The organism is Frateuria sp. (assembly GCF_035943815.1).
Taxonomy (GTDB): Bacteria; Pseudomonadota; Gammaproteobacteria; order Xanthomonadales; family Rhodanobacteraceae; genus Frateuria_A.
In genome coordinates, this window is sequence record NZ_DASZBU010000015.1 from 33,401 (window position 1) to 47,967 (window position 14,567).

The 14,567-nt window shown below is 67.4% G+C and carries 11 protein-coding genes; 4 read left to right on the forward strand and 7 right to left on the reverse strand.

The window, feature by feature from the left end; genetic code table 11:
* Positions 1 to 15: 15 nt before the first annotated feature.
* From VGU65_RS10780 to VGU65_RS10790, 3 genes are all read left to right on the forward strand, one after another.
* The gene (locus VGU65_RS10780; protein WP_327475568.1) at positions 16 to 993 is read left to right on the forward strand and encodes an aldo/keto reductase; all 978 of its coding nucleotides are present in this window, start codon (positions 16 to 18) and stop codon (positions 991 to 993) included.
* A gap of 64 nt (positions 994 to 1,057) precedes the next feature.
* Positions 1,058 to 1,222 (forward strand): hypothetical protein, encoded by a 165-nt coding sequence (locus tag VGU65_RS10785; protein WP_327475570.1) that lies wholly within the window; start codon positions 1,058 to 1,060, stop codon positions 1,220 to 1,222.
* 28 nt (positions 1,223 to 1,250) lie between these two features.
* Positions 1,251 to 1,505 carry a hypothetical protein gene (locus VGU65_RS10790; protein WP_327475571.1) on the forward strand — a complete coding sequence of 85 codons (255 nt, stop codon included), beginning with the start codon at positions 1,251 to 1,253 and terminating at the stop codon, positions 1,503 to 1,505.
* 27 nt (positions 1,506 to 1,532) lie between these two features.
* Here VGU65_RS10790 and VGU65_RS10795 read toward each other — a convergent pair whose 3' ends face one another.
* The 7 genes from VGU65_RS10795 to VGU65_RS10825 all read right to left on the reverse strand — a co-directional run bounded on the left by VGU65_RS10795 (position 1,533) and on the right by VGU65_RS10825 (position 12,554).
* Positions 1,533 to 2,876, reverse strand: a complete 1,344-nt coding sequence (locus VGU65_RS10795; protein ID WP_327475572.1) for an MFS transporter — start codon at positions 2,874 to 2,876, stop codon at positions 1,533 to 1,535.
* Between the two features lie 284 nt (positions 2,877 to 3,160).
* Entirely contained in the window at positions 3,161 to 3,418 is a 258-nt protein-coding gene (locus VGU65_RS10800; protein ID WP_327475574.1) for an XAC0095 family protein, read from the reverse strand.
* A gap of 272 nt (positions 3,419 to 3,690) precedes the next feature.
* On the reverse strand, positions 3,691 to 3,885 hold the full coding sequence (locus tag VGU65_RS10805) for a ribbon-helix-helix domain-containing protein (protein ID WP_327475575.1): 195 nt from the start codon (positions 3,883 to 3,885) through the stop codon (positions 3,691 to 3,693).
* A 355-nt stretch (positions 3,886 to 4,240) separates the two neighbouring features.
* Positions 4,241 to 6,622: a beta-glucosidase BglX gene (gene bglX / locus VGU65_RS10810; protein ID WP_327475577.1), complete on the reverse strand. Its 2,382-nt coding sequence runs from the start codon at positions 6,620 to 6,622 to the stop codon at positions 4,241 to 4,243.
* Positions 6,623 to 6,869: 247 nt separating this feature from the next.
* A complete protein-coding gene (locus VGU65_RS10815) occupies positions 6,870 to 8,354 on the reverse strand; it encodes a glucoamylase family protein (protein ID WP_327475579.1) in 1,485 nt (494 codons plus the stop codon).
* 124 nt (positions 8,355 to 8,478) lie between these two features.
* A complete protein-coding gene (locus tag VGU65_RS10820) occupies positions 8,479 to 11,505 on the reverse strand; it encodes a TonB-dependent receptor plug domain-containing protein (protein WP_524537787.1) in 3,027 nt (1,008 codons plus the stop codon).
* A 404-nt stretch (positions 11,506 to 11,909) separates the two neighbouring features.
* On the reverse strand, positions 11,910 to 12,554 hold the full coding sequence (locus VGU65_RS10825) for a hypothetical protein (RefSeq protein ID WP_327475583.1): 645 nt from the start codon (positions 12,552 to 12,554) through the stop codon (positions 11,910 to 11,912).
* A gap of 276 nt (positions 12,555 to 12,830) precedes the next feature.
* Here VGU65_RS10825 and VGU65_RS10830 point away from each other — a divergent pair, with 276 nt between their 5' ends.
* Positions 12,831 to 14,522 (forward strand): winged helix-turn-helix domain-containing protein, encoded by a 1,692-nt coding sequence (locus tag VGU65_RS10830; RefSeq protein ID WP_327475585.1) that lies wholly within the window; start codon positions 12,831 to 12,833, stop codon positions 14,520 to 14,522.
* The last annotated feature ends 45 nt before the right edge of the window (positions 14,523 to 14,567 follow it).

Here is a 14,567-nt window from a genome sequence, read left to right on the forward strand (position 1 = left end):
TTCCAGGAGAACACCATGGACTACGTGAAACTGGGCACCACCGGGCTGGATGTCTCGCGCGTCTGTCTGGGCTGCATGACCTACGGCGCGCCCGACCGGGGCAACCACACCTGGACGCTGGACGAGGATGCCAGCCGGCCGATCCTGCGCAAGGCACTGGACCTGGGCATCAACTTCCTCGACACCGCCAACGTGTACTCCGCCGGCAGCTCGGAAGAGATCGTCGGGCGCGTGCTCAAGGAACATGGCCAGCGCGACCGCATCGTGCTGGCGACCAAGGTGTTCAACCGCATGCACGAGGGCCCCAATGGCATGGGCCTCTCGCGCAAGGCGGTCCTGAGCGAGATCGACCGCAGCCTTCGCCGGCTCGGCACCGATTACGTCGACCTGTACCAGATCCACCGCTGGGATCCGCACACGCCGATCGAGGAAACGATGGAGGCTTTGCACGACGTGGTGAAGGCCGGCAAGGCGCGCTACATCGGCGCCTCCTCGATGTGGGCCTGGCAGTTCGCCAAGGCGCAGCACGTCGCCCAAAGGCATGGCTGGACGCGCTTCGCGAGCATGCAGAACCACTACAACCTGCTCTACCGCGAGGAGGAGCGCGAGATGATGCCGCTGTGCCAGGACATGGGGGTGGGCGTGATCCCCTGGAGCCCGCTGGCGCGAGGCCGGCTGACCCGCGCCTGGAACGAGACCAGCGAGCGCCAGCAGACCGACGAGTACGGCAAGACGCTCTACACCGTACCCGACGCGGACCGCCGCGTGGTCGAGGCGGTAGCGAAGGTGGCTGCGGCGCGTGGCGTATCGAAGGCGCAGGTGGCGCTCGCCTGGGTCATGCAGAAGCCGTTCGTCACCGCGCCGATCATCGGCGCTTCCAAGCCGCAGCAGCTGGACGACGCGGTCGCTGCGCTCTCGCTGCAGTTGAGCGACGAGGAGATCGCCGCGCTGCAGGCGCCCTACGTTCCCCACGCGGTCAGTGGCCACAGCTGAGCGCACGACGTGCGCAAGCGACGGCACGCAGCGCCCCCAAGCCCGGCAACAGCAGAGACGGACGATGACCCGGGCTCCTTTGATCCAGCTCAACGACGGCGTGCAGATTCTCCAACCGGGCCTGGGCGTCTTCGAGCTCGGCGAAGCGGAAACCCGCCGCTCGTGCGAAGCCGCGCTGGCCGCCGGCTACCGGCATAACGACACCGCGATGATCTATCGCAACGGATAGGCAGTCGGCCGGGCTAGCCACCTCCGGCTTGCTGCGCAGCGAGGTCTTCACCAAGCTGTGGAACGACGACCAGGGCTTCGACAGCACGCTGCGCGCCTTCGACGCCAGTCTCGCGCGGCTGGCCACCGACTACATGGTCGTGTTCGACTTCGCGCTGGATGCGCAGGACATGCAGGCGATCGCAGCCATGGACGTGGGACACCGCATCGGACCGGACCCTGCACTCTCCGCTGAGCGGGCTGCGTCCGTGCGCGGGACTTTTCCGCAAAGTCGTAGCGGATGACAGCCGCGCCCGACGGGCGTCCTTGACCTACTTCCCCGCGGGGTCGGAGTCGCTGCAAGCCACCTTGGCGCCGGCGTTTCGCCCGGCTTCCGGGACCCGTGACGGCCGGGTCTCCGGCATCGTCAGGAACACTGGCAGCACCGCCAGCGCAACCACCGCGATCATCGCACCGGGCACGAGCGGCCAGCCCGTCATCCGGATCAGGAGCGCGGCGAGAAAAGGCGTCAGGCCTCCGAAGATGACGGTCGAGATGGTCACCCCCAGAGCCAGGCCGCTGAGCCGTCCTTCGCCGGGGAACTGCTCGGCGGTCGCCGAGGCGCCAACCGCGCTGACACCACCGGCAAGGCAAGCCAGCACGATGGCGCCGAGTGCGATCTGCCGCTGCGCACCAGCGGTCATCAGGCCGAACATGCCCAGCGGCAGCAGCGTGCACGCGAGCGCCAGCCCGACCAGCACCGGCTTGCGCCCGACGCGGTCCGCAAACGCGCCGGTCACCGGCGTAACGAGGGTCACCGCTACCGCGGCCAGGGTCGACAGCCCAAGCGAATGACCTTCGGCCGCCAGGCCCGAGGAGCTCAGGAACGCCGGCACGTAGGTGATGCCCACGTAATACGTGATGGAGCCGAGCGCGGAGATGGCGAACGTGCGCCACAGGGCGGGTCGGTGGTGAGCGAGCGTATGGCCGAGCGGCGAGTCGGGCACGCTGCGGTGCGCGACCTGGCGCAGGAAGTCGGGTGACTCGTCCATGGTCGAGCGCGCGAACCATACGACGCCGGCCAGTACCGCACCCACGAAGAACGGGATGCGCCAACCCCAGGCATCCAGCTGTGCGGGGCCCAGGGTGCCGACCGTCAGTGCCGCCAGCGCCACCGCCAGCAACGCACCGATCTCGCTGGAGGCCGCGGCCAGCGAGGTGACCAGGCCGCGCCGGTCACGCCGCGCGCCTTCCAGCAGGTAGGCGACCACGCCCGTGTATTCGCCGCCCACCGAGAAAGCCATGAAGCAGCGCAGCAGCATCAGCAGTCCACCTGCCGCCGGCCCGAGGGTGGCGTAGCCGGGCAGCAATGCGGTGGCCAGCATGGCCAGCGTCATCAGCAGCATCGACAGCAGCAGCGTGCGCCTGCGCCCGATGCGATCGCCGATGTGCCCGAACACCATCGCGCCCAGCGGCCGCATGCCATAGGCCACCGCGAAGCCGCCGAGCGTGGCCAGCAGTGATGTGACTCCGCCGCCGAAGAACACCCGCGACAGCACGGTCGCCATGTACAGGTAAAGAGTGAAGTCGTACCACTCCACCACCGTGGAAAGCGCCGCGATCGCCATCGAGCCGCGCGAGACCGCGGGGACGCCTTGCTGGTCGGTCCATGCCATGCGCAATCGCCTCGAGTGGACGAAGCACCGATGGTAACGCTCGCCGCCGCCCACCTCTGGAAGCGGTTGCCAGGCGTCCGGGCACATCGAACGGGAGCGCGCCAGGCGATGTCAAGCTTGGGTCGAAGCTGATCGGCGCCTACTTCACTCTGCGGGCAGGGCTTGTGCTCACCTTCCGAACATCGGCCTGTTCGCTGCACGCGCTGCCAAGCCAGCGCAGGTTGCTGTCGCCGGTAGAGACGCGCAAGCTCGGACACCGCCCGAGCCCGCCTCTTGGCGCCTCCTTACTTTGCGCTCGCCGTCGCCGGCCACACCGCGGCCTGGGCCACTCCGTCGAGGTCGCCGGCCAGACGCCAGAAGCATTCGGCCAGGGCGCCCGGGGACAGTCTCAGCTCGGACTCGTCGATGCCGCGGGGATCGGCCAGGAGGGCAAGCAACCGTAGCTGGTCGCGGGTCTGGAGCAGGGCCAGGTGCGCGTCCTCCGGCAGCAGGTAGCCTTCGGGCACGGAGCTGGGCGGTTCGGTTCCTTTGCGCTTGGGCATGGAGTGCTCCCTAGATGCGGCCTACCAGCGGTCGGCATTCGGCCCTGTCTTCCGTGGCGAACTGCGAGGAGCGCCAGTCAACAACCTCCGAGGCTGTGGCTGAGCACCTATCGGTTCGCCCACCGCCCAAGGCACGGTCCCCCGGGCTTGCGAACCTCGGACAGACCCTTGGAGTCTGGATACGCCGGACGCCCCGCACCTAGGAGACAGCACGCGTCAGCCGGCTTCGCCAGGCCCTCGGTTGCGATGATCACGGTGGACCCACGACCGACTCACTTCCTACTTCGCGAGGTAGCCGCCGGTGGGTCAGCCTCGCCGGCGACGTAGCGCTCGGCCGCCTCCCTCACCACCCAAGCGACGGAGACCTTCTTGGTGGCGGCAATACGTTCCAGCTCTGCATAGACATCGGCAGGAAAGCTCACGGTCGCCCGGGTGATGTCTTCCGTACCGATGCGAGGCTTGGCCACGACTCGAGTCTTCTGCATATCACTGCCTCATCGGTCTTTGCATCACTTTACACCACAATGGTGCGAAATGGAACATGACCGAGCGCGAGGATTTCTGCCGCTCCCCGTGCCCTCACGGCCGGTGATTCGAAGCACCCGGTGCCGCCCGATACCGATGGTCGTCGAACATCGCCGGCAACCGGGGACCATGCCGCCGCCGACGTCCGGTCGAAGATCCATGTAGCGCGTCGGCACAGGTGGCGCATCGCCATCCTCCTGACTAAATCGGCAACGGTGGGCGGCCTCCCGCCCGCCTTCAATCGGACGACGGTCTGCCGGTCACCCATCGAAGCTGCAGGCTCGATTTCCTCATCGGTCAGCGCACGTCGAATTCCGACGACCCTGCCGCCTGCGAGCTGCCGCCGACCCACACCGTGTAGTGCGTGGGTTCCACCACCTGGCGGCTGTGGACGTCATGGAAAGACAGCTCCGGAAAGCCGAGCTCGAAGCGCACCTGGCGCGACTCCCCCGGTTTCAGCGTCACGCGCTGGAAGCCCTTCAGGCTGCGCACCGGCTGCTCGACGCTGGCGCCGAGGTTGCGCACGTAAAGCTGGGCCACTTCCGTGCCTTCACGCTTGCCGGTATTGGTCAGCGTGGCGGTGACCGTGACCAGGTCGCGCGCACCCGGCCGGTCGGCCTCGGCGAGCGGCAGCGTGCTGCGCGACACGCGCACGTCGGAATAGGCGAAGCTGGTGTAACTCAGTCCGTGGCCGAACGGGAACAGCGCGTCGTTCGGCACGTCGATGTAGCGCGAAACGAAGCGCGTATCGCCGCCGCTGGGCGGTCTGGACAGGTCGGCATCGCCGGCCGGACGCCCGGTCGGGAACTGGGCGTAGTACAGCGGCTCCTGCCCGACCGCGCGCGGGAAGCTCATCGGCAGCTTGCCGCTGGGCGCCACGTCGCCGAACAACACGTTGGCCAGGGCATTGCCTGCTTCGGTGCCGGGGAACCACACCGCCATGATCGCCGGCACGTGCCGTGCGGCCCAGTCCAGCACCAGCGGCCGGCCGGAGAACACCAGCAGCACCACCGGCTTGCCGGTCGCCGCGACCTGCTCCAGCAGTTGCTGCTGGTTGCCCGGCAGGTTCAGGTGTGCGCGCGACCCGGCTTCGCCGCTCATCTCGGACGACTCGCCCAGCGCCATGATCACCACGTCCGCCTGGCGCGCCGCCTGCACCGCGGCATCGAACCCTGCGGTCGAATCGCTCAGCACGTCGGTGCCGTGCGCGAACAGCACGCGGCCACCGTGCTGCTGCATGCGTCGCTCCAGCGCCTGGCGCAGCGTCACCACGTCCGGTGCCTGCGCGGCGCCGCCCCACGCGCCCTGCATCTCGTTGGCGGCGTCCGCGAGCGGACCGATCAGCGCTACCGACTTCACGCCATGGCCCAGCGGCAGCACCGGTTGTCCGTTGGCCGGCGCGTTGCGCAGCAGCACGAACGATTCCTCGGCCGCGTGGCGCACCAGCGGGCGGTTTGCGGGCAACGCGTGCGTCACCTCGGTGCCCTGCGCGTAGGGATGCTCGAACAGCCCCAGCGCGAACTTCACCCGCAGCACCCGGCGCACCGCCTCGTCGACGGTGGCCATGGAGAGACGGTGCTCGGCCAGCAGCTTGGGGATCTGCGTGTCGTAGAAGTGGGACATCATGTCCACTTCCACGCCCGCCTCCAGCGCCTTCTTCGTAGCGGTGGCGGCGTCGAGCGCGACGCCGTGATGGGTCAGTTCCATCACCGCCGTGTAGTCGCTGACCACGAAGCCGTCGAAGCCCCATTCCTTGCGCAGGATCTCGTCCATCAAATAGGGGTTGGCCGTGGCCGGTACGCCGTTGAGCGCATTGAACGAGCTCATCATCGTCGCCGCACCCGCCTCGACCGCGGCCTTGTACGGCGGCAGGTACACCTGCCGCAGGCGGATGTCGGACATGTCGGTGGTGTTGTACTCGCGCCCGGCCTCGGCCGCGCCGTAGGCGGCAAAATGCTTGACCGAGGCGGCAACGCTGTCCGGCCGGGACAGGTCGGTGCCCTGGTAGCCGCGCACGTAGGCGCGCGCCATCGCCGCGCCGAGGTAAGGGTCCTCGCCCGCGCCTTCGGTCGAGCGGCCCCAGCGCGCGTCGCGCGAGATGTCCACCATCGGCGAATAGAACCACTTCACGCCCGCGGTGGTCGCTTCGGTCGCGGCCATGTGCGAGAGCTGCTGGACCAGCGCGGTGTCCCACGACGCGGCCAGGCCCAGCGGCACCGGATAGATGGTGCGGTAGCCGTGGATCACGTCCGCACCGAAGAGGATCGGAATGTGCAGGCGGCTGTGCAGCGCCGCGTCCTGGAAGGCGCGCGTCTTCTCCGCGCCGATCACGTTGAGCATCGAGCCCAGCCGGCCCTGCCTGGCCAGCGCCATGGCGTCGACCCGGGTGTGCGTCTCGGGGTTGGCGGCCAGCGCCTTGTCGCCGTGAGCTGTGGTCGGCGCACTGGCGCCCTGGTCGTTGTACTGCACGAGCTGGCCGATCTTATCCTCCAGCGTCATCTGCTTGAGCAGTGCATCGACGCGTTGCTCGATCACGGGCGAGGCCAATTGCGCGTTCGACGGTGCCGCGCCGTGCCGGACCGTCGCGGCGACCGCACCGGCACGGGCACCAACACAGGCAACCGTGCCTGTGCACAGCAGTGCGGCAAGACGCAGAGGAAAGAGCGATGATCGTTTCATGGCAACAAGGCAATGCGAGCGGCAGCGCCCGCTTGAGCGTGAAACCGTTTACACGAGCGGGTGTGAAAAGATCCAGACCCGACCGGTGTTTCCTTTCGACCGCGGCGGCATGCCATGCCGCGCGCCGGTCCCCTGACCTGAGTATCGAGCGCGACGACCACGCTCGTTTGGAGCCTTGGCTCAGGCCCAGGGCGGCACCGCGATCTTGATAGCACCGCGCCGCCACGGGCAGTTGCTACGGATTGCGTCATCGCGCCGGCGCGGCCAGCCAGCCGCCCGAGAATCCAGCCTTCTGCAGGCCCTTGCGGATGTAGGGATTGCGCCGCATCACCTTCCACACGAAGTCGCTGCGCCAGTTCTCGATCATCAGCACGATCGGGCCCTGGTCGATGCCTAGCTGCTCGGTGTCCACCCAACCCAGCTCCGGCACCAGCTTGCCGGTGCGCAGGCCGGTCTTGGTGTGGAAGCTCAAGTTGAAGGCGTCGACGAACCCGTAGCGGTCGTAGATCCACTGGCCGTAGCGCTGTTTCATGGTGGCAAGCGCCGGCAGCACGAGCTCCGGTGCGAAGGCGATCGAGCCGGCCGCCGCGGTGGGTGCGATGGTGCCGTCGTCGGAGACGTAGTCGCGCCCGGCGCCGCGCGCCGTGTAGCCCTGGAAGGTGCGTTCCCGCCCGCCCTGCTCCACCACGATGCCGCCGGGCCCGTTGCAGGCGGTCAGGCCCCACACGTTGGTGTCATAGCCGGTCCAGCCGCCTGGGTTGACGATGGCGTAGTTGCGCTGGGCATACACGGCGCGGCGGCTGTTCTGGAAGTAATCCAGGCCATGCGCGCGGTTCCAGTCGTCGCGGATACCACGGAAGTCGATCCACACGTGGCTGTACTGGTGGCCGAACAGCGGCGCGAAGTTCAGCAAGGTCACGTCCTGGAAGTTGCCCCAGGTGCGATCGTAGGTGGCGGTCCAGGCCTTCCACGCATCGCCGCCGACCGGATGCGTGGGCGAGCCCAGCGCCAGCACGTAGACCAGCATGCCTTCGTTGTAGCCTTGCCAGTCGTGCGGGATGAACTTCCCGCCCGGTGTCCAGCCCATGCTGATGAGCGGTTTGCGCACCTGCAGCCAGGGCCAGTCCACGCGCCGATAGATGGCGTCGGCCAGTGCGCGGATTTCGCGCTCGGCCGGCGTGTCGCGGTCGTAGTAGGACTGCGCGAACAGCACGCCGCCCAGCAGCAGCGCGGTGTCCACGGAGGAGAGCTCTACCCACCGCGCCTCGCGCTTGCCGGTGTGCAGGTTGAGGAAGTGGTAGAAGAAGCCGTGGTAGCCGGTGGCGTCGTCCTCGCTCGCGTTCTGCGGCGCGTCCTTGAAGAAGCGCAGCGTCGCCAGCGTGCGCTCGATCGCTTGCTCGCGGCTTATGTAGCCGCGCTCCACGCCCACCCCATAGGCGGTCAGGCCGAAGCCCACCGCAGCGATGCTGGCGAAGGACTCGGGTGATGGGTAGTGGTCGGGCACCAGGCCGTTGGCCGGGTTGGTGCTGTCCCAGAACCAGTCGAAGGTGCGTCGCTGCAGGTCGTCGATGAGCTGCTGCTGCGCGAGCGGCAGGTTCTTGTAGCGGGTGATGGTCGCCGTGGTGGCCGAGCGCGAAGGTGCCGTGGTGGCCGAGCGCGAAGGCGCCGCGGTAGCGGCGGCAGCCACCGCCAGGGCGGCCAGGCAGAAGGTGCGCAGGTGCGTGAGGGTCATCCGGTCAACGGTCGTGGTCGATGCGCCGTCGCTCGATACAGGGGAAACGGCGATGGAGGTTTGCCGGCCCGGGATCGGCCGGCCGCCTCGCCCACGCCGCCGGTGCGGCGTGGGCGTCGGACATCTAGAAGCGCAGGCCGAGCTCGAGTTTCACCGTGCGTGGTACGTAGGTGATGTTGCCTACCGGGTTATAGGACGCGAGGGTCGGCAGCGGCTGGCCGTTGGCCGAGCGGGTGGTGTAGAGGATGTCGGTGTAGTTGTTCCAGTTGAACACGTTGAGCACGTCAAAGCGGCCGTACAGCGTGACGCCGTGGCCGAGGTCGAAGTCCTTGGTCGCCTGGAAGTCGACATCGCGGTAGCCGAATATCTTGCCGCCGATCAGGAACTTGCCGGTACCCTGCGGCTGTACGCCCTGCGGCGAACAGGTGCTGCCGTTGGGGAAGGTCACGTCCGGATAGCAGCCGATGAAGTTGCCCGGGATCGGCGTGGCCAGCGTCAGCTTGGCCGACAACGTGATACCCCACGGCCCGTCCAGCGAACCGGTGGCGACGAAGCGATGCTTGGCCGCCGCGTTGGAGAGGATGAAGGGGTACTGGCCGATGGTCGCCTCGTCGAACGCATAGTGCTCGTTGACGTCGCGGTTCTGCTTGGCGTGGGTGTAGGTGTAGGCAAAGGTCGCGCCCCAGCCCGATTCCTTGGTGTAGGGCTTCTCGGCCGACAGCAGCACCTGCGTGGTGCGCGTCTGGATGCCGGTGTTGCCGATGATCAGGCTGCCGAAGCCGGGAATGCCGTTACCCCACGGCTGGCTGCCGCCCTGCCAGAAGCTGCCATCCGGGCGGCGGTTGCCGAGCGTATAGACGAATCCGTTGTAACTGAGAATCCGGCTGACCGCGGCGCTGGTGTTCCAGTCGCCGACCTGGTTGCGCATCCCCAGGCTGAACTGGTCCGAGTGCGGCGCGCGCAGTTTGTTGTTGACCATGTCCACTTCCTGCCCGGTGTTGCTGGAGGCGAGCAGCGCCTGCAGGTTGGCCAGGCCGGTGAGGTAGGCAGGGTTCCAGGCGAAACAAGGCGCGCCACCGTTGTGGCAGAGCCCGGTGGCCGGATCCTGGAAGAACACGTTCACCTCGGGCAGTGCGGACTTGGTCTGCTCCACCTGCAGGTAGTCGTACAGGTCGCGGTCGTAGGCGCGGCCGACGCCACCGAAGATCACGTGTTGCTGGTCGCCGTTCAAGTCGTAGGAGAAGCCCAGGCGCGGCTGCACCTCGCCCTTGTACGCCTTGCGGTTGTTGCCGGTGCTGATGTAGTCGTTGATGTTCACGCCGCCGGCCGCCAGCGACTGTGCGTAGGTCTGCCCGGCCGGGGCATTCGGGTCCTGGCTGTTGAGCGCCGCGACCACGTTGGCCGGGGTGACGTAGTTGAGGTAGGACGGGTTGCGCTCGTAGTCCCAGCGCACGCCAAGGTTGAGGGTCAGCTTGTCGTTGACGGCCCAGTCGTCCTGCACGTAGACGCCGAACTGCTTGTCCTTGGACGTGGCGACCGGGCTCAGGCCCGGCACGGGATTGGGAAAGAAGGCCTTGTACGGCGTCGCGCCGGTGCCGGTCGGGTCGACGTTGTAGAAGAACTGAGGGTTGTTGAGGCCGGCGTCCTGCGCGTTGAGCGTGACCTCCTTGTACTTGGCGCCTAGCTTGATGACGTGGTCGCCGTGCCACTCGAAGTCGTTGAAGGTCAGGTCGTCCTGGATCGCCGGGCCCTTCTGGCCCTTCTTCTGCGTCGCCAGCGCGTTGGCCGCGCCGGTGAACAGGATGGAAGCGTCGTTGTCGGGGCCGAAGGTGTACGCCTGGCCGTTGCCGAAGTGGAGCGGCGTGGGATTGTTGTAGGCCCTCTCGTGGGTCAGCAGCACTTCGTTGAAGTAGGCCTCACCGCTGTGCTGCCAGCGCAGCGCAAGGCGGGTGTCGTTGTTGATGGTGTCGATACCGGCCGAGGCGGCGGTCTGGTTGCCGATGTTGTCGTACTGGTTTTCCTTGCGGACCTGGCCGGTGAGTTCGAAACGGTCGCGATCGGTCGGCTCCCAGTCGAGCTTGGCGAAATAGAGATCTTCCTTGAACGGCAGGTCGCCGGGGCCAAGCTGCGCGGCGGCCGCCGGCGGCAGAAAGCTGGCCGCACCAGGGACCGAGCCGGGCACGATGGTGACAGGCGTGTCGAACCGCTTCGCCTCATACGTGACGAAGAAATGCATCTTGTCGCGGATGATCGGTCCGCCCAGCGCGAAGCCGTATTCCTTCTCGTGCGAGGGTGTCTTGTGGCCGGCGGCGTCCTCCGCGGGCGTGCGCGCGCGGAAGGCGTCGTGGGTGTAGCGGCCGAACACCTCGCCATGGAAATCGTTGGTGCCGGACTTGGTCTGTGCGGTCACCGCGGCGGAGGAGATCTGGTCGTACTCCGCCTTGTAATTGGAGGTTATGACCTTGTACTCGCCGATCGCCAGCTGCGGGAAGGGGTTGCCCTGGCTGTTGAACTGGCCGCTGACGCCACCTTCCTTGACGTAGCTCTTCTGGCCGACGCCATCGATGTAGACGTTGACCGAACTGGTGTTCTGCGCACCGCCGCGAAGTTGCGTGTGGCCGGAGGAATCCACCTGGAACACCATGCCCGGCACGGTGTCTGCGAACTCGAGGAAGTTGCGCGACACCTGCGGGATGGTCCGGATCTGGTGCAGCGAGATGGTGTTGCCCACCTCGGAGGTCTTGACCTCCTGCAGCGTGGTTGCGGTCACCGACACGGCGCCCAGGTTGGCCGCATTCGCAACCGAGGGCGTGGCGGGCGCCGCCGGTGCGGCCTGCAGGTTGAGTGTGGCGGTGGAGGCCACCGTCAGGGTGACCGTACGCTCAGTGCCGGGACCGGCGTCCACCTGGTAGGTGCCGGGCTGCAGGCCCGGCAGCGCATAGCTGCCGTCGGCGCCGGTGCGTGTATGGCGCACCGCACCGGTGGCCACGTTGCGGGCGGTGACCTGGACGTTGGCCGGGCCGGTGCCACGCAGAGTGGCGTTGGCGGTCTGCGCCCACGCGATGTCCGGGGCGGCGGCCAGCGTGGCGACCGAACCGGCGATCAGGCTCGCCAACAGGCTCTTTTTCATCAAACGTAATGTTCTTTTCATCGCTGCCTACCTCGAGGGTCGGGGTGCGACGAATAGTTATTAACCCAGAGTGATGACGGCGTCTGCGGACACCTGAAAATGCGGGGCGTTCAGGCAAGCGCCAGCCAGCCCGTCACAGCCGCCGCGAGCGGGCTCCAGGATGGAATCACCGTAGATTGGCCCGTCGCATGCCGTCTACCTGGCCGGCCTCGACGGGCCGCGCGCGCGACGGGCTGGGACCCGCCCCGTCCGCCCTTTTGTCGCGGGGGAGGAGGTTGCTCCCTCGATAGGTCGCTCCCTTTGGATCCCTTTCTTGGCCAAGCGGTCCGATCCGCCCATAGCGATCCGCGCCCCTCGCCGGTGCCGCGCGGTCGGGCGTCCGCTTTCCGTCACGGGCGGCGGACTCGGCACGCGCGCGTGCCCGCCTAATGCCGCATGTCCACCGCGGCGAGCTGCAGGCTTTCCGTCCGGATCGACGCCAATCGCTGCCCGGGCGTGCCGGCCGTCCGCTGGGGGGCCATCTGGCAACGCGTGCCTTCCGACGGCATGGACCTCTTGCAGTACACGTTCACGACCGCAACCGTCTCGCGGGCGGCATTGATCAACTGGAACTGCCGCGCCACGCCCGGGCCGGCGGAGTTGTCGATGGCCACGGAGACGACCGGCTGCTGGGCGAGGCCCTGCATGCGCTGGGATTCCAGCTGGTCGGCCGCCCGCTGTGCCTGCACATACTGCCTGTGGGTGTGGCCGACCAGGGCCTGCAACTGGAAGCCCGCGTCCAGGTGGGTGACATAGGTTTCGTAGGCACGTTCGCCGGTGACGACGACGTTCTGCAGCTGGGTGGTCTGCGTCTGGTTCTGGGCGAGGCTGACGCCGCCGGCGCTGGCGAGACCGAGTGCGATGGTGATGGCAAGGACGGATTTCTTCATGGGAGCCTCCCGACGGACGCCGATGTCCGTGGAGCGATCCTGGACTGGAGCCACCGATGCGCGCTTGAGGGAATCCTGCGGGATATGCGTGGATTCGATGAGGTTTTCATGGACGCGCCGGCTGATGGAAAGCCGGGACACTTGAAGCCATCCGCGGAAAACGGATCAACCATGCGATGGGTACGGCTGGAGCGGGCGAGGTCCACCAGCGACCAGACTCGAGCCAGGTAGTGGCCGAACGAGCCCCGATGGCGGGCCAACCGAGATCGAGGGCCAGTGAGCACTTCGGCACCCACTGGCGCTCGACTAAGGAACCAGACGCGACGCCGCAAGCTTGTCGCACCCCGCTCTCTCGCTGCTCCAGGGTCACGCTTTGGCAACATCAGGCAACACCCACCGCTGGGATAATCCCCACCCGTGCCCACACCACCGACCAACCCTCGAGTGGACTACGCGTTCGGCGACATCCGCGTCGAGCCGACGGCACACCGCGTGCTGCGGGACGGGCACGAGCTCGACCTGGAGCCGAAGGCCTATGCCGTGCTGCTGCAGTTCCTCACCCATCCGGGCGAGCTGATCAAGCACGACGACCTGCTGGAACAGGTTTGGGGACACAAGTACGTCACCGCGGCCACGCTGAGCCGGATCATCTCGCAGTTGCGGCAGAAGCTCGGCGACGAGGCGGCGGAGCCGCATTACATCCAGACCGTGCACGGCCTGGGCTATCGCCTGATCGCCAGCGTCGCGGCGGGACGTACACCCGATGCCCCCGTCGCCAGGCTGGACGTGCCTGGCCCGACCCGCCATCCGGACCGCGACCGCGACAGGCACAGCATCGCCGTGCTGGCGTTCGTCAACATGAGCGGCGAGCTGGAGAACGAGTACTTCAGCGACGGCATCGCCGAGGAGATCCTGAGCCTGCTGACCAAGCTGCCGCAGCTGAAAGTCTCCTCGCGCACCTCCTCGTTCTTCTTCAAGGGCAAGGAGGCCGACCTGCAGATGATCGCGGCCAAGCTGGACGTCGGCACGGTGCTCGAGGGCAGCGTGCGCCGGGCGGGCAACCACGTGCGCATCACCGCGCAGTTGATCGACGTGGCGTCCGACTCCACCCTGTGGGCGGAGACTTACGACCGCGAGCTGCGCGACGTGTTCGCCATCCAGGACGACATCGCCCAGAGCATCGTCGATGCCCTAAAGGTGAACCTGTCGCCGAAGGAACGCCGCGCGATCCAGTACGTCGCCACCGCCAACGTACAGGCCTACGACGACTATCTGCGCGGCCGCAAGTATTTCTACGCCTGGAACCGCCGCGATTCGCTGCGCGCCATCGAGATGTACGAGCGCGCCATCGCACGCGACCCGAAATACGCCGCGGCCTGGGCCGGCCTTTCGGATGCGTACGTCATGCGTCATCGCTTCCTGGACCGCAATCCCGAACATGTCGCCTGTGCCATGGACGCCAGCGAGCGGGCCCTGCAGATGGATCCGGACTCGGCCGAGGCGCATGCCTCGCGCGGCCTGGCGCTGTACATCAGCCAGCAGTTCAGGGAGGCCGAGCGGCAGTTCGAGACGGCCATGATGCTCAACCCCAACCTGCTCGAAGGCTGTTTCATGTACGGCATGATCTGCAGCTCGCTGGGCAATTTCCAGAAGGCCGCCTGGCTGTACCTGCGTGCCGCCGAGGTCAGCCCCACCGATTACCTGCCGCAGGTCTACCTGGCCCAGGCGTACAGCGAGATGGGCCGCAAGGATGACGAAAAGAAAGCGCGCCTGCGTGCGCTCGAACTGATCGGGCGCACCCTCGGCGTGAATCCCGACGACGCACGCGCCCGCTACATGGGAGCGGCAAGCTTCGCGGCGCTGGGCGAGAAGGCCAAGGCGACCGAATGGGCCAACCTGGCGCTGCGATCGAGCGAGGACGAGCCCATGATCTTCTACAACGCCGCCTGCACGTTCGCGGTGCTGGAGGAACACGACCGCGCCATCGACCTGCTGGAGCGCGCGGTGCAACTCGGCTGGGGCGATCGTGCCTGGATGGCGAACGACAGCGACCTGGCCTCGCTGCGCGGCAAGCCGCGGTTCCAGGCGCTGCTGACCAGCTTGAACTGAGCGCGCGACCGTCCTCTTGCACTGTCGCGTCAGGGCCCTGTCTTG